We start from the raw sequence: 13,589 nt of genomic DNA on the forward strand, positions 1-13,589 counted from the left end.
GTCGCGCGAAGGCTTCGCACGTGCCGCCGGTATTGCGAGGCTGCTGCTGGGCGGTGCGCGCCGGCATCCACCGGTACGCGATATGACCTGACGCGATACGCCTCGTGCGCCCCTGCATATCTCTCCCGGGCTAGCATGCCGGCGCTTCGCGTCGGCTTTTTGAGTCTTTCACCTCCCGTTGCATCCCGCCCTTGCATTTCCCCCTGCCCAGCACCGTCTTCGACAAGAAAATCGCGATCGCCATCGTTGCGCTTGCCGTCACCCAGCTCATTGGCTGGGGCACGATCAGCTTGCCCGCCATCGTCGGGCGGCCGATCGCCGCCGACCTCGGCATGGACATTTCCTCGGCCTTTGCCGGCACCTCGGTGCTCTATGTCGTCACGGGGCTGTGCTCGCCGTTTCTCAGCCGACTGTTCTCGCGCTTCGGCGCCCGCCGCGTCATGATCGGCGGCACCATCGTGGCCATTCCGGGCTTCCTGATGCTCGCCGCCTCGCGCGGCGCCCTCTCCTATTTCCTCGGCTGGACGCTGCTGGGCTTGGCCGGGAGCGCCACGCTCACCACGGCCACCAACATCATGCTCAACGAGCTCGTGGGGCGCCGCGCGCCACGCGCCATCGGCGGCTTGATGCTCGTCTCGGGGCTTTCCGCCAGCGTCTTCTGGCCGATCACCTCACTGCTTTCGGACCTGGTCGGCTGGCGCGGAGCCTGCGCGATCTATGCCGGCATGATGCTTGCAATCTCGCTGCCGCTCTACATCTTCGCGCTGCCCGTGCGCACGGCCGCAGCGGAGGCACAGGCACTTTCCGTGGGCGAGCCGGAGGTGCATCCGCCGAGCCGCAAGAGCACGTTCTATTTGCTCACCACCGCGATCGCGCTGAACGCCTTCGTCACCTTTGGCTTGAGCGCGATCTTCATCGAGCTGCTCAAGACGGTCGGACTGCCACCGACGCAGGCCATCGCTTTCGGCTCGGCACTCGGCGTCATCCAGGTCAGCGCTCGGGCGATGGATTTTGTCGGCGGCAAGCACTGGGACGGGATTTCGACCGGCATTGTCGCCGGCATGGCGCTGCCCGTCGCGATGATGCTTCTGCTGGTCGGTGAGAACAACTACGCCGCCATCGCCACCTTCGTCCTGATCTACGGGCTCGGCAGCGGCGCGCTCGCGGTGGCGCGGGCCACCATTCCGCTCGTGTTCTACGACAGGGCCGATTACGTCAAGGCCGCATCGCGCATCGCGCTGCCCTTGAACCTGATGTCCGCGGCCTCGCCACCGCTGTTCATCGCGCTGCTCACCCGTTTCGGCAGCCACGCCCTGCTCGCGGTCGCGATCACCTGCTCGGTCGCAACGGTCCTCTTGCTGCTGCCGCTGACGCGCCGGCGCCCGATGCTGCAGGCTGCCGCTTCGGCTGCGTCGTCGGGCATGGTGGTCAGGTAGCCGCCGCAAGCCGGCATGCTGGCGGCGCCTCCTTCATCCGCGCAGCCGCCATCGCGCCAGATGGCGGTGTCCGTTATGGCTGTGCACGAGCACGAATTCGCTGACCTGCCACGTGACCGGCGCGACCGGATGTTCCTCGGCGCTGCGCGCGTCGTAGAGCAGCGTGACGTGCGGCGTGAAGCCTCGCCGTGCCAGGCGTCCAAACCCGATCCCCGCCAGCGCCGCGCCGAGCCGTTCGCGAAACCATTTCAGCGGGGTCGGCCCCTCGTCGCCAATGAGCACGAAGGGACGGCTGCCAGGCTTGCCGCGGAAGCTGACCGACCGATCGAACACGACGACAAACGGCGGGGCGCGAATGCCGGCGATCGCATCGCAGACTTTCGGGATCGCCTGCGAGGGCAGGCCGCCGAGGAAAAACAGCGAGACATGCAGCCGCTGCGGCGCGATCGGATGCCCGTCGAAACCGTGGGCCCGTCGCAAGTTGGTCGCGCGCTGGTGAATCTGGGCTGCCGTGCCGGCGTCGGGCAACGTGGCCAGAAACAGCCGGCCGCCATCGTCGCTTCCTTCACCCATCGGCACTGCATTCCCGGCACGCAACGTCCAGAACATATCAAGAACAATTGCAGCCTGGAAGGGTGGATTTGCGAAAGCGCGATCACACTCTGTTGCGCGGCCCCGGTCATCATGGACCGCCGGCCAATCAGCCGACGCGCTTCAGCCGCAGCGCCGACCAGTCTTCGTCGATCGCGATCTGGCTCACGGTATCGAGCCCGTGACCACGTGCGAGCCTGTGGATGACGTCGCGGCTCAGATCCGCCGCAAGGGCCGAGGTCAGCTTCGGATAGGCCATCCAGAGGATCGACGTCGGCAGTGCCTTCTTCAGAACAACAGGCAATTGCGCATCAAGCCGCGCGCGATTTGCCACGAACAGAAGAGCCACGTCCGCCGCCCCGAGATCGGCGCGTGCCTTGCTCGCGCCGACCTTGCGGTCGAGACCTGCCGGCGCATCGACCACGGCAAGTTTGCGGTCGCGTTTGACCTGCAGGCGCTCGGCGATCGGCTTATCCGACATGCGAGGCTCTCCCTTGGCCATGCCTGGTCGAACGAACAAACCATGCTGCCAGAATCTGGCAGGGCTACCGGTTAAGACACGCAACGCTGGGGAAATGGAGATTTTCGCGATGCCAGTTCCGAACCTGCTGCCACTCTATGTCAGCGATCCCGCGGCGAGCCAGGCCTTCTACGAGCGGCTGCTCGGCCGCAAGCCGCTCGGCGTGTTTCCGACTTATGTCGCCTTCGACTTCGACGGCCGGCTGATGCTGGGACTGTGGTCGATGCAGGCGAAGAACTTCGTCTCCGGCGGCAGTGGCCATCGCAGCGAGCTCGCCTTCATGGTCGAGAGCGAGGCCGACGTCCACCGCCTGCATGACGAATGGCGTGCAGCCGGCGTCGCGATCGAGCAGGAACCGATGAATGCGGTATTCGGCCTCACTTTCGTCGCGCTCGATCCCGACGGCCACCGCCTGCGGGTGTGCCTGCCGGACAAATAAAGCCGGTTCGTTGCGTCACGCCGGATCGGAGTGGCCCGCTCCGGCGATGCGCCGCCGGGATGGCTCGAAAGCAGCAAGACGGGCTCGGCCCTGGCGCAATCACCGATCGACGCGGGCGACCTCCCGCGCAACGTCGAGAAAGCGCACCAGCGTCGGCGTGGTGTCGTCGCCGCGCCAGACGATCCCGGTTTCGAGCAGCGGCGCGTCGTGGAGGAGGTCGACATAGCTGACGCCGGTGCGCGCGAGGTTGCGTAGCGACGCCGGCACCAGCGCGATCCCCATCCCCGCCGAAACCAGGCTGATGATGGTCTGCATCTGGATCGCCTCCTGCGCGATCCGGGCCCGGCCGCCGTGCCGGACGTAATAGCTTGTCACGAGATCGTGGAAGGCCGGCGCTGATCGCCGCGGGAAGATGATCAGCGGCGCCTTGATCACGGCTTCCGGTGCCAGGCGCCCGCGCTTGAGCGCGAGTTGCCTGCGTTCGATCCAGCCAGCCGGCACGGCCGCAACCAGCGGCTCCGACAAAAGCTTAGCGTAGCGCAGTGGCGCTGGCAGCGCGCCTTCAGCTGGCGGGATGATGATGCCGGCATGTCCCCTGCCCTCGACGAGCGTCACGATCTGCACGTCGCTGGTCGCTTCCGAAAGCGCGATCTCGACGTCGGGAAACAACGCGGCGTAGCGCCTGACGAGACTGGGCAGGATGCTGTAGTCGGCTGTGCTGACGAAAGAGAGCGACAGCGTGCCAGCGACCCCGTCACGCAGCCGCTTTGCAAGCTCCGGCAGCGCGTTCAACTGCTCCAGCGCCTTGCGCACGTGCGGCAGCAGGCTCTCGCCGAATGGCGTCAGCGCGACGCTGCGCTTGGTGCGGACGAACAGCGGCGCACCAAGCGCGCGCTCGAGCGCCAGGATCGACTGGCTGAGCGGCGGCTGCGTCATGCCGAGCGCTTCGGCGGCGCGGCCGAAATGCAGCGTCTCCGCCACCGTCACGAAATGCCTGAACTGCCGGACGTCCATATCTGATATACTCAACGACCTTATTATGCTTGAATAATATATTTTACAACAGACCGAAAGCGCCGTAACACCCGCCAAACATTTCTGCCAGGAGACGCCCAAAGATGCCCGCCTATCGTTCGAGAACCACCACCCACGGCCGCAACATGGCCGGCGCGCGCGGCCTGTGGCGAGCCACCGGCATGAAGGACGAGGATTTCGGCAAGCCGATCATCGCGGTCGCCAACAGCTTCACCCAGTTCGTGCCGGGCCATGTCCACCTCAAGGATCTCGGCCAGCTCGTCGCGCGCGAGATCGAGGCGGCAGGCGGCGTCGCCAAGGAGTTCAACACGATTGCGGTCGACGACGGCATCGCGATGGGCCATGGCGGCATGCTGTATTCGCTGCCGAGCCGCGAGCTGATCGCCGATTCCGTCGAGTACATGGTGAACGCGCATTGCGCGGACGCGCTGGTGTGCATCTCCAACTGCGACAAGATCACGCCCGGCATGCTGATGGCCGCGATGCGGCTCAACATCCCGACCGTGTTCGTCTCGGGCGGCCCGATGGAGGCCGGCAAGGTCGCCGTCAAGGGCAAGCAGGTCGCGGTCGACCTGATCGACGCGATGGTCGCCGCCGCCGACGATCGCTACACCGACGAAGAGGTGAAGGTGATCGAGCGCTCCGCCTGTCCGACCTGCGGAAGCTGCTCCGGCATGTTCACCGCCAATTCCATGAACTGCCTGACCGAGGCGCTCGGCCTTTCGCTGCCCGGCAACGGCTCGGTGCTCGCGACGCACGCCGATCGCGAGGTGCTGTTCCGCCAGGCCGGCAACCTGGTCGTCGAGCTGGCGCGGCGCTGGTACGAAGCGGATGACGCGACGGCGCTGCCGCGCGGGATTGCCAATTTCAAGGCGTTCGAGAACGCCATGAGCCTCGACATCGCGATGGGCGGCTCGACCAACACCGTGCTGCATCTGCTCGCGGCCGCCCGCGAGGGCGAGGTCGGTTTCACGCTCGATGACATCGACCGCCTGTCGCGCCGCGTGCCGTGTCTCTGCAAGGTCGCGCCCGCCAAGAACGACGTGCACATGGAGGACGTGCACCGCGCCGGCGGCATCATGGCGATCCTCGGCGAGCTCGACCGCGCCGGCCTGATCGACGCATCGGTGCCGACCGTGCATGCGCGCACGCTGGGCGATGCGCTGGCGCGCTGGGATATCAGCCACACCACCGACGAGGCGGTGCGCCGCTTCTTCTCAGCGGCCCCGGGCGGCGTGCCGACGCAATCCCCCTTCAGCCAGTCGGCGCGCTTCGATGAGCTCGATACCGACCGGCAGAGCGGCGTCATCCGCTCCGCCGAGCATCCGTTCTCGCGCGACGGCGGCCTTGCGGTGTTGACCGGTAATCTCGCGCCCGAAGGCTGCATCGTGAAGACCGCAGGCGTCGACGCCTCGATCCTCACCTTCCGCGGCAGGGCCCGCGTGTTCGAGAGCCAGGAGGATGCAGTTTCCGGCATCCTCGGCAACAAGGTGAAGGCCGGCGATATCGTCCTCGTCCGCTACGAAGGCCCCAAGGGCGGCCCCGGCATGCAGGAAATGCTGTATCCGACGAGCTACCTGAAATCCAAGGGCCTCGCCAAGGAATGCGCACTCATCACCGACGGCCGCTTCTCCGGCGGCAGCTCGGGCCTTTCCATCGGCCATGTCTCGCCGGAAGCCGCGGAAGGCGGACCGATCGGGCTCGTCGAGGACGGCGACAGCATCCTGATCGACATCCCCAACCGACGCATCCATCTCGACGTCGATGATGCCGTGCTGGCGGCGCGCCGCGCGGCGATGGAGGCGAAGCATCGCGGGGCCTGGGAGCCGAAGAGCCGCGACCGCGTCGTCTCGGCGGCGCTGCGCGCCTATGCGGCGCTCACCAGCAACGCCTCGCGCGGCGCGGTGCGCGATGTGACGCAGGTGCGGCGCTGACGCGGCATTCGCCGCCGGAGCGCGAAAGGTCGATCGCGGCAAAGGGCGACCCTGCGGGCGCCTGGGCAGGCCTCATGGCTGGAAGATGTCCTCCAGGGGCTTGCCGAATAGTTTGGCAATCTTGAAAGCCAGCGAAAGGCTTGCCTCGTAGCGGCCGGTCTCGATGGCGTTCACGGTCTGCCGCGATACCTGAAGCTTCCTGGCAAGGTCGCCCTGGGTCCAGCAGCGCTCGGTGCGCAGTTGAGGCACGATGTTTTTCATCGGCCCGTCGCCACAAGCCTGAGCATCTGCGCCACGAAGACCAGCCAGACAATGTTGGTCGTCCAGGACGCGCTCAGATGCGGCAGTCCCAGCAGCTCCAGGAACGCATAGATCAGTGAAAGCGCGGCGACGATGACGGCGGCGAGCGCGGCCGCCTGCAGAATCCGCAGGCGGATATATTCGTCGCTCTGCCTGTAGGAGCGTATGGTCAACCAAAGCAGCAGAAGGCCTGGCAGGATCGGCGCGACGATCAGAGGCACCCGCACGAGCGCGCCCATCTGGGTCATCGATGCCCAGACGGACACAGCGACCACAGCGAGATAGAACGCCAGCGCGGGTCCGAACAGCCGCGCCCAACCACTCAACACCTGCTTCGTCTCGGCGGACATTCGCGTCTCCTCTGTGTGTAAAGCATGCTTTACTATCGCGGCATCGACGCGACAGTGTCAAGCATGCTTTACATGGAGCGGACGGCGAATCTGGCGTCTGGTCGGCCTCAACGCCAGGACGAGAAAAAGCGGCGGAAGCAGCTCATAGACTCGGCAAACCGCCGCGTCGCGGCCGTCACATCTTCAGCCACATCTCGAAGCCGCCGAAGATCAGCCGCTTGCCGTCAAATGGCATATCGCCCTTGAGGCGCTCGTCCGCCATCACCTTGGCGTTGATCGCATCGCGCTCGGCCTTGTTCCGATAGACGATCCAGGAAAAGACGACGATTTCGTCGTCTTGAGCGCGCACGGCACGCGGAAACGACGTTAATTCGCCATAGGGCACGTCGTCACCAATACACTCGACAAAATCGAGCGCACCAAATTCCTTCCAGATTTCTCCGGCTTTGCGCGCCTGGGCCCTGTAGGCCTCGATCTTGTCCTTGTGCACCGGAATGACGAAACCATCGACATAGGGCATATCGGAACTCCTTGGGTTGGGTTGCAGCCCCAGAGGACGATTCACGAGACGGGAATCCGACAGCCTTCCGGGGATTCCTGACGACCGCGATCAGGGACCATTCGCGCCGTTTCGCCGGCCGGCGATCAGCTTCAGCCAGGGCGCCAGGTGGAAGGCGCTCATCAAGAGGTACATCGGAACCATTCCGCTCAGCGGCGACATGCCGTGCGCCGACGAGCAGAGCGCATCCTGCGCACTGTCGAGAAACGGCGTAAGCAGCGCCATGACGGCAAAGGTCGGCGTCGCCGCAAGCGACAGCCAATCGGCAATGCCGCTAGTGCTGACGCTGTCGTGCCGAACGGAAAAACATCCAAAGCTCATGCGTCGTCTCCTCGATTCGCAAATGGACGCCGGCCCCACGAGGTCGGCACCCGTCACCGTTTTCGGGTCGCCCACCCTCCCCGCTAGCGCGCTTCGTACTCGTCGTGGCGGCGCCACCAGGGTCCCTCCGTCTGGTTGCGTCCCTTGGGAGCACGGTCGAGCCACTGGTTCATGCCCCAGATGCCGTCGACGCCACGCGCGTAGGCCGAATAGGTGTGATAGACGACGCCGTCCTCCAGCACGAACGCACTCAGGCCCGGCCTCTCGCGCGAATATGTTGGTGCATCGGTCCCGCATGAGGCCGCGAACCTGGCGACAGGCGTCGGCACCTTGGCCGCGTCCATCGCGTGCCCGCCGCGCGCGTAGTTGTATTCGATGGTCCCGTTGCGCTGCTGCTCTTCGGTGAAGAACACGTTGAAGTCAGGGTTGAAGTCGCCGCCGAACGAGGACGCCCAGGGGAACGTCCACCCCATCCGCTGCTTGTAGGCCTGCAGTTTTGCCAGCGGCGCCCGTGACACCGCCCAGAGCATCACGTCATGATTGGCTAGATGCACTGCGATCCCGTTGAAACCGTCGGCGATCGCCGAGCAGGACGGGCAGCCCGCCGTGTAGTCGGGCCCGAACATGAAATGATAGACGAGGAGCTGCGAGCGCCCGCGGAAGAGCTCCCTGAGCGAGGCCTTTCCGTCCTCGCTGTCGAACGCATATGCCTTGTCGATGCGGACCCACGGCAGGTTCTGGCGTTGCTGTGCCAGTTCGTCACCGCGCCGGGTCAGCTCCTTCTCCGCCTGCAGCAACTCCAGCCGCGCCGCAAGCCACTGCTCCCGTGTTCCAGTGGTATGTCCCGTCATTGCTCTCTCCGTTCCGTTGAATGGGCCGGACCGACGGCCAGCACGGTCACGACGGCGCCCGCCCAATCGACGATGGCGGAAAGGAACGCCGGGGAAAGCATCGTCAGGTAGACCATGGGGTAACCCTCTCGCTTTGCCGTGCTGGCCTGTGGTCGCGAGATAGACTAGGACCGGAGATCGAACCGGTGAGAGTTACAAGTGTGGCGGGATTTCCATGGACTCGCTGATCACGGCTGCGGCGCGCGCGCTGGCGACAGGTGATCCGCTCGGCGCCTTGAAGCGGGTTGCGCTGCGCGGCGATGCGCCGGCGCTGGCGCTTCGCGGCATCGCGATGGCGCAGCTCGGCGAGCTCGTGCGGGCGAAAGCGCTGTTGCGCAGTGCCGCGCGCGCCTTCGGCCCGAAAGAGACGCTGGCCCGCGCCCGATGCGTCGTCGCCGAGGCCGAGATCGCATTGGTCTCGCGCGATCTCGGCTTTGCGCCGAAGGCGCTCGATGCGGCGCGGGTCGCGCTCGAGTCGCACGGCGACCGTGTCAACGCCGCGCATGCACGACATCTTGAGGTCCGCCGCCTGCTCCTGATCGGCCGCCTCGACGACGCCGAACATGCGCTGGCCGGGCTCGACCCTGCGCTCCTGCCTCCCGCGCTGAGGGCCGCCCACGAGCTGGTCGTGGCCGGCATCGCGATGCGGCGCCTCCGCACCCGCGTGGCGCGCGCCGCGCTGGAACGGGCCTCGCGTGCCGCACGCCAGGCGAACATCCCGGCGCTGAAGGTGGAAGTCGAAACCGCGGCCCTCGCCCTCGATACGCCGGCCGCGCGCCTGATCGCGCGTGGCGAGGAGCGCCTGCTCCGGCTCGAGGACGTCGAGGCGCTGCTGGCATCGAAGGCACTCGTGGTGGACGCGTGCCGCTATGTCGTGCGCTACGCGCGCAACGTGGTCCCGCTCGCAACGCGCCCGGTGCTGTTTGCGCTCGCCCGCGCGCTCGGCGAGGCCTGGCCCAGCGACGTGCCGAGAAGCACGCTGCTCGCACAGGCCTTCCGCGCCAGGCACGCCGACGAATCGCACCGCGCGCGGCTGCGCGTCGAGATCGGGCGGCTGCGCACGGCGCTGAAATCGCTGGCCGACGTCAGCGCGACGGAGCGCGGCTTCGCGCTCGCGCCGCGCGTCGCCCACGATGTCGTCGTGCTGGCGTGGCCGGTCGACGAGGAGCATGCGGCGGTGCTCGCCTTCCTCGCCGACGGTGAATCCTGGTCGAGCTCCGCGCTCGCGCTGGCGCTCGGCGCGAGCCAGCGCACCGTGCAGCGCGCCCTTGATCAGCTCGCGGCGGAGGGCAAGGTACAGTCCTATGGTCGCGGCCGCGCGCGGCGCTGGATGGCCCGGCCGCTGCCCGGTTTCACGACAACCTTGTTACTCCCGGGCCCGCTGCCGAGCGATTAAGACAGCATCAGCGAAACAATTCATCACGTTCAGGGATCGCCAGCATGAAACGCTCTTCAGCCGACATCATCCGTGAATATGGCCCCTTCCCCGGCGTCGACCGCATCAATGGCGTGACGTTCGACGGCCAGCAGGTCTGGTTTGCGAGCGGCGACAAGCTCAACGCGCTTGATCCGGCTGAAGGCAAGGTGCTGCGCTCGATCGAGGTCGCCTCGCACGCCGGAACGGCATTCGATGGCCGGCACCTGTTCCAGATCGCCGAGGATCGCATCCACAAGATCGATCCGAAAACCGGCCGCGTGCTCGCCACCATCCCGGCGCCCGGCGGTGGCGGCGATTCCGGGCTGGCCTGGGCCGAGGGGACGCTGTGGGTGGGTCAGCACCGCGGCCGGAAGATCCATCAGATCGATCCCGATACCGGCGCCATTCTCCGCACCATCGAGTCCGACCGCGTCGTCACCGGGGTCACCTGGGTCGACGACGAGCTCTGGCACGGCACCTGGGAAGGCGACGAGAGCGACGTGCGGCGGATCGATCCGCAGAGCGGCGAGGTTCTGGAGCGGATCGAGATGCCCGAAGGCACCGGCGTCTCGGGCCTCGAATCCGATGGCGGCGACCGGTTCTTCTGCGGCGGCGGCGGCAGCGGCAAGATCCGCGCCGTGCGCCGGCCGAAGCGGACCGCCGCGCGCAAGTGAAGCGTCGTTCTTCACGCGGAGAGAACGTGCAGGACGATGTCGGCGCCGAAATGCGAGACCATCGCCCACTCTAGTCCGTAGCGACGAAACAGCGCTCCGAAGACGATGCCGGCCACGCCGTTCAAGACGATGGCGCGAACCACCAGCGCCGTCGTGAGCGGGGTCAGCGCCGCGGTCGCGGGAAGATGGCCGAGCCCGAAAACAATGGCGGTCAGGATGTTCGCTGTCCAGAACACGCCGGAGGGGAGCGCAACGTCGCGCCTGCGCAAAACCGTGCGGAGCCCCAGCGCCAGCACCGACATCTGGCCGAGCCGCATCAATATCTCCTCGTCGATCGCGCCATAGAAGGAGGCGAGCAGCCCCTGCCATGCGTTCGGCCGCGCGCCGCCACCCGCTGCGTCCTTGACGACGTCTGCGACCGATAGCATCGCCGCGAACACGAAGCGGTCGAGCACGACCAGGACGAGTCCCACGGCAAGGCCGATGGCGAGCGCCACCAGCAGCGTTCGGCCGGTGTCCGGAGGCACCGGCCGCCGCGTCAGCCATGCGGAGAGCAGCGGGATCGCAAGGCCGAGCTTGCGCGAGGCCCACAGCCCCGCCAACACGGCGGCCAGCAGCAGCACCATCGTCTGCGCGGTCGAGACGAGAAGAAGCTGGACCACCGTGAGGTGCGAGCGCGCGCTCGCCGCGGCGAGTGCGGCCTGCTGCAACGCCAGTGCATAGGGAAGGATCAGGACCGCGCCAACGAGCCCGAGCAGCCAGAGTACAAGGGCGAGTTTCCAGAACGGCGCCGCTGCCGGCGATGGTTCGGACATGCGAGCACAATCCTTGTTCGAAAATTGACGGGCGCTATCTGATATCAACGACGCGACAAGCTTGCGACAGCCGTAAGCCATCTACGAAACCAATGCGTCGGGATCTTGATTCAACCGGGTCGTCAAAATTCCCCGTCCCGCGCAAGAGAGTGTGACCTGCGTGGCCACAATGACGTCGAATTCCGGTCTGCAAGCGACGAGGCGATCCGCAGTCGCGCCGTCGATCCGAGCGGCGTCAGACGCCCTGGTAAACCAGCCGGGTGAAGAATGCCGGAGTGATGACGAATTGCCCCCACTTCGCGTCGAACGCCGCGGTCGGCTTGGCGGCAATCGCCTCGTCGAGCGAGCGGCCCTCTCGTTTGAGCTTGCCGACATTGTCGCGGATCGCGACCAGCATGTCGCGGTAGGCCACAAGCCCCGCCTTGTTGCTGACCGGCTTGCCGTGGCCGGGAATGACGATCGTCTTGTCGCTCGCGGCAGCGACGTTCGCCTCTGCTGCCTTGATCATGCCGTCGATGTTTCCGCCGGTCGAATAGTCGATGAACGGATAGATGCCGTTCCAGTAGGTATCGCCGCAATGGAGGATGTCGGCTTCGGGAATCGTGACGGACAGGTCGCTGTCGGTATGCGCGGGACCGTAAAACTTGAGAAGAAGCGTGGACCGGTTGAGCTTCAAGGTTTTCTCCGACGAGACGGTTTCGGTCGGAACGGCCGGCAGCGGGGACGAAGGGAAGTTGAAATCCCAGTCGTCGACCCTCTGGGCAACAAGCAGATGCTTGTGGGTGTTTTCGTGGGCGATGATGGCGGCCCCTTCCGCATTCAGCCATTGATTGCCGTCGGTGTGATCGAAGTGCCAGTGCGTGTTGATCAGGTGCTTGATCGGATCGCGGCTGAGGCTATTGGCGGCTTCCAGAATTCGCGGGCGTGATGCGGTGATCCCGGCATCGATGAACACCTTGCCGTCGGCACCGGTCAGCACGGCGATGTTGCCGCCGGAGCCTTCCAGGATGCTGACGTCACCACGCAGCTTGTGGACCTTGATCGGCGCCTTGGCGGCGTCATCGCGGATCAGGTCCACGATGTTGCGGGCTTCGGCGAAGGCCTGTCGTGGCGTAAGCCATCCGCCTGCCGCGAGCGTCGTCGCCGCCATGCAGCACAGACAGAATCCGCGCCGCGACATCATGTGCCGATCGAGGGAAGGCATGGATTGCTCCTGAGGAATGTCCGTAAGCGGCCGCGAGCGGGTCGGGGAAATGTAGTGCTGCGCTGGCGGCTCGAGATAAAGAAATCGAAAATCGGGGTCGACCATCGACCGCGCCGGCGGCGCGGCCGATGGCTCGCAATTGTGCTAGCCCTTGATGAAGGCCAGCAGGTCGGCGTTGATGGTGGCAGCCTCTGTGGTCGGCATGCCATGCGGAAAACCCTTGTAGGTCTTCAGCGTGCCATTCTTCAGAAGCTTGGCGGAGAGCGGCCCTGAATCGGCGTAGGGAACGATCTGGTCGTCGTCGCCATGCATCACCAGCACCGGCACGGTGATCTTCTTCAGGTCTTCGGTGAAGTCGGTCTGCGAAAACGCGACAATGCCGTCGTAATGCGCCTTGGCGCCGCCCATCATGCCCTGCCGCCACCAGTTCAGGATGACGGGCTGCGACGGCTTCGCACCGGGCCGGTTGTAGCCATAGAACGGGCCGGAGGCGAGGTCCTGATAGAACTGCGAGCGGTTGGCGGCGAGCTGGGCCTGCAGGCCATCGAACACCTCTTTCGGCAGGCCGCCCGGATTGGCGGCCGTGCGCACCATCAGCGGCGGCACGGCGGAGAGGATCGCCGCCTTGGCAACCCGGCTCTCGCCGTGGCGGGCGATGTAGTGCACGACCTCGCCGCCCCCCGTGGAATGACCGACATGCACGGCATTCCTGAGGTCGAGATGGGCGATTACCGCCGCGAGGTCGTCGGCATAGTGATCCATGTCGTGGCCGCTGCCGCCCTGGCTCGAGCGGCCATGGCCGCGACGGTCGTGGGCGATGACGCGAAAGCCATGGTTCAGGAAGAACAGCATCTGCGTGTCCCAGTCGTCGGCCGAAAGCGGCCAGCCGTGGCTGAACACGATGGGCTGTCCCGAGCCCCAGTCCTTGTAGAATATCTCGGTACCGTCCTTGGTGGTGATCGTGGGCATCGCGCGCCTCCGAGTTTGGGCCGAATGACGTGGCGGGTTCAGCACGTCCAGCATCACATTCGCACAAAGTCCGGAAAATTGCCCGTTATGTGTTGTTAGAGATCGTTAGCCGAACGACGGCTTCTCCCGCCGCAC

16 protein-coding genes are annotated in these 13,589 nt (G+C 66.0%); 5 read left to right on the forward strand and 11 right to left on the reverse strand.

Annotated elements, in window-relative coordinates:
• Positions 1 to 191: 191 nt before the first annotated feature.
• Positions 192 to 1,436, forward strand: coding sequence for an MFS transporter (locus tag QOU61_RS21355; RefSeq protein ID WP_289653173.1), 1,245 nt, complete (start codon positions 192 to 194; stop codon positions 1,434 to 1,436).
• Positions 1,437 to 1,469: 33 nt separating this feature from the next.
• Here the strand turns inward: QOU61_RS21355 and QOU61_RS21360 are convergent, their stop codons facing one another.
• Positions 1,470 to 2,009, reverse strand: a complete 540-nt coding sequence (locus tag QOU61_RS21360; RefSeq protein WP_289653174.1) for a 2'-5' RNA ligase family protein — start codon at positions 2,007 to 2,009, stop codon at positions 1,470 to 1,472.
• A 127-nt stretch (positions 2,010 to 2,136) separates the two neighbouring features.
• Positions 2,137 to 2,508 (reverse strand): hypothetical protein, encoded by a 372-nt coding sequence (locus tag QOU61_RS21365; RefSeq protein ID WP_289653175.1) that lies wholly within the window; start codon positions 2,506 to 2,508, stop codon positions 2,137 to 2,139.
• A 109-nt stretch (positions 2,509 to 2,617) separates the two neighbouring features.
• Between QOU61_RS21365 and QOU61_RS21370 the strand changes: the two genes are divergently transcribed.
• Positions 2,618 to 2,986 carry a VOC family protein gene (locus QOU61_RS21370; protein ID WP_289653176.1) on the forward strand — a complete coding sequence of 123 codons (369 nt, stop codon included), beginning with the start codon at positions 2,618 to 2,620 and terminating at the stop codon, positions 2,984 to 2,986.
• A 99-nt stretch (positions 2,987 to 3,085) separates the two neighbouring features.
• On the opposite strand, the gene QOU61_RS21375 is transcribed toward QOU61_RS21370, so the two are convergent.
• Entirely contained in the window at positions 3,086 to 4,000 is a 915-nt protein-coding gene (locus tag QOU61_RS21375) for a LysR family transcriptional regulator (RefSeq protein WP_289661656.1), read from the reverse strand.
• A gap of 104 nt (positions 4,001 to 4,104) precedes the next feature.
• On the opposite strand from QOU61_RS21375, the gene ilvD reads away from it, so the two are divergent.
• Entirely contained in the window at positions 4,105 to 5,955 is a 1,851-nt protein-coding gene (ilvD, locus tag QOU61_RS21380) for a dihydroxy-acid dehydratase (protein ID WP_289653177.1), read from the forward strand.
• A 72-nt stretch (positions 5,956 to 6,027) separates the two neighbouring features.
• Here the strand turns inward: ilvD and QOU61_RS21385 are convergent, their stop codons facing one another.
• The 5 genes from QOU61_RS21385 to QOU61_RS21405 all read right to left on the reverse strand — a co-directional run bounded on the left by QOU61_RS21385 (position 6,028) and on the right by QOU61_RS21405 (position 8,336).
• Positions 6,028 to 6,216, reverse strand: a complete 189-nt coding sequence (locus QOU61_RS21385) for a helix-turn-helix transcriptional regulator (protein ID WP_289653178.1) — start codon at positions 6,214 to 6,216, stop codon at positions 6,028 to 6,030.
• Positions 6,213 to 6,605, reverse strand: coding sequence for a hypothetical protein (locus QOU61_RS21390; protein WP_289653179.1), 393 nt, complete (start codon positions 6,603 to 6,605; stop codon positions 6,213 to 6,215). The genes QOU61_RS21385 and QOU61_RS21390 overlap by 4 nt, the downstream gene beginning before the upstream one ends.
• A 175-nt stretch (positions 6,606 to 6,780) precedes the next feature.
• Positions 6,781 to 7,125 (reverse strand): DUF1428 domain-containing protein, encoded by a 345-nt coding sequence (locus QOU61_RS21395; RefSeq protein WP_289653180.1) that lies wholly within the window; start codon positions 7,123 to 7,125, stop codon positions 6,781 to 6,783.
• A gap of 90 nt (positions 7,126 to 7,215) precedes the next feature.
• The gene (locus QOU61_RS21400; protein WP_289653181.1) at positions 7,216 to 7,485 is read right to left on the reverse strand and encodes a hypothetical protein; all 270 of its coding nucleotides are present in this window, start codon (positions 7,483 to 7,485) and stop codon (positions 7,216 to 7,218) included.
• Between the two features lie 83 nt (positions 7,486 to 7,568).
• A complete protein-coding gene (locus tag QOU61_RS21405) occupies positions 7,569 to 8,336 on the reverse strand; it encodes a DUF899 domain-containing protein (protein ID WP_289653182.1) in 768 nt (255 codons plus the stop codon).
• Between the two features lie 214 nt (positions 8,337 to 8,550).
• Here QOU61_RS21405 and QOU61_RS21410 point away from each other — a divergent pair, with 214 nt between their 5' ends.
• Together QOU61_RS21410 and QOU61_RS21415 are read left to right on the forward strand one after the other, a co-directional pair.
• Entirely contained in the window at positions 8,551 to 9,771 is a 1,221-nt protein-coding gene (locus QOU61_RS21410) for a helix-turn-helix domain-containing protein (protein WP_289653183.1), read from the forward strand.
• 44 nt (positions 9,772 to 9,815) lie between these two features.
• Positions 9,816 to 10,466, forward strand: coding sequence for a Vgb family protein (locus QOU61_RS21415; protein ID WP_289653184.1), 651 nt, complete (start codon positions 9,816 to 9,818; stop codon positions 10,464 to 10,466).
• A gap of 11 nt (positions 10,467 to 10,477) precedes the next feature.
• On the opposite strand, the gene QOU61_RS21420 is transcribed toward QOU61_RS21415, so the two are convergent.
• From QOU61_RS21420 to QOU61_RS21430, 3 genes are all read right to left on the reverse strand, one after another.
• Positions 10,478 to 11,281: a CPBP family intramembrane glutamic endopeptidase gene (locus QOU61_RS21420; protein ID WP_289653185.1), complete on the reverse strand. Its 804-nt coding sequence runs from the start codon at positions 11,279 to 11,281 to the stop codon at positions 10,478 to 10,480.
• 235 nt (positions 11,282 to 11,516) lie between these two features.
• Complete coding sequence (locus tag QOU61_RS21425) at positions 11,517 to 12,485, reverse strand: MBL fold metallo-hydrolase (RefSeq protein ID WP_502876804.1); 969 nt, start codon at positions 12,483 to 12,485, stop codon at positions 11,517 to 11,519.
• 144 nt (positions 12,486 to 12,629) lie between these two features.
• Positions 12,630 to 13,454, reverse strand: a complete 825-nt coding sequence (locus QOU61_RS21430; RefSeq protein ID WP_289653186.1) for an alpha/beta fold hydrolase — start codon at positions 13,452 to 13,454, stop codon at positions 12,630 to 12,632.
• Between the last annotated feature and the right edge of the window lie 135 nt (positions 13,455 to 13,589).

Origin of the sequence: Bradyrhizobium sp. NP1 (assembly GCF_030378205.1) — a bacterium.
GTDB lineage: Bacteria > Pseudomonadota > Alphaproteobacteria > Rhizobiales > Xanthobacteraceae > Bradyrhizobium.

What these genes read in the sequence shown, in the direction of transcription:
- QOU61_RS21405 (WP_289653182.1), bottom strand. Translation starts at nt 8,336, where the DNA reads ATGACGGGACATACCACTGGAACACGGGAGCAGTGGCTTGCGGCGCGG.
- QOU61_RS21420 (WP_289653185.1), bottom strand. Translation starts at nt 11,281, where the DNA reads ATGTCCGAACCATCGCCGGCAGCGGCGCCGTTCTGGAAACTCGCCCTT.
- ilvD (WP_289653177.1), top strand. Translation starts at nt 4,105, where the DNA reads ATGCCCGCCTATCGTTCGAGAACCACCACCCACGGCCGCAACATGGCC.
- QOU61_RS21390 (WP_289653179.1), bottom strand. Translation starts at nt 6,605, where the DNA reads ATGTCCGCCGAGACGAAGCAGGTGTTGAGTGGTTGGGCGCGGCTGTTC.
- QOU61_RS21415 (WP_289653184.1), top strand. Translation starts at nt 9,816, where the DNA reads ATGAAACGCTCTTCAGCCGACATCATCCGTGAATATGGCCCCTTCCCC.
- QOU61_RS21375 (WP_289661656.1), bottom strand. Translation starts at nt 4,000, where the DNA reads ATGGACGTCCGGCAGTTCAGGCATTTCGTGACGGTGGCGGAGACGCTG.
- QOU61_RS21365 (WP_289653175.1), bottom strand. Translation starts at nt 2,508, where the DNA reads ATGTCGGATAAGCCGATCGCCGAGCGCCTGCAGGTCAAACGCGACCGC.
- QOU61_RS21385 (WP_289653178.1), bottom strand. Translation starts at nt 6,216, where the DNA reads ATGAAAAACATCGTGCCTCAACTGCGCACCGAGCGCTGCTGGACCCAG.
- QOU61_RS21370 (WP_289653176.1), top strand. Translation starts at nt 2,618, where the DNA reads ATGCCAGTTCCGAACCTGCTGCCACTCTATGTCAGCGATCCCGCGGCG.
- QOU61_RS21400 (WP_289653181.1), bottom strand. Translation starts at nt 7,485, where the DNA reads ATGAGCTTTGGATGTTTTTCCGTTCGGCACGACAGCGTCAGCACTAGC.
- QOU61_RS21395 (WP_289653180.1), bottom strand. Translation starts at nt 7,125, where the DNA reads ATGCCCTATGTCGATGGTTTCGTCATTCCGGTGCACAAGGACAAGATC.
- QOU61_RS21425 (WP_502876804.1), bottom strand. Translation starts at nt 12,485, where the DNA reads ATGCCTTCCCTCGATCGGCACATGATGTCGCGGCGCGGATTCTGTCTG.
- QOU61_RS21360 (WP_289653174.1), bottom strand. Translation starts at nt 2,009, where the DNA reads ATGGGTGAAGGAAGCGACGATGGCGGCCGGCTGTTTCTGGCCACGTTG.
- QOU61_RS21430 (WP_289653186.1), bottom strand. Translation starts at nt 13,454, where the DNA reads ATGCCCACGATCACCACCAAGGACGGTACCGAGATATTCTACAAGGAC.
- QOU61_RS21410 (WP_289653183.1), top strand. Translation starts at nt 8,551, where the DNA reads ATGGACTCGCTGATCACGGCTGCGGCGCGCGCGCTGGCGACAGGTGAT.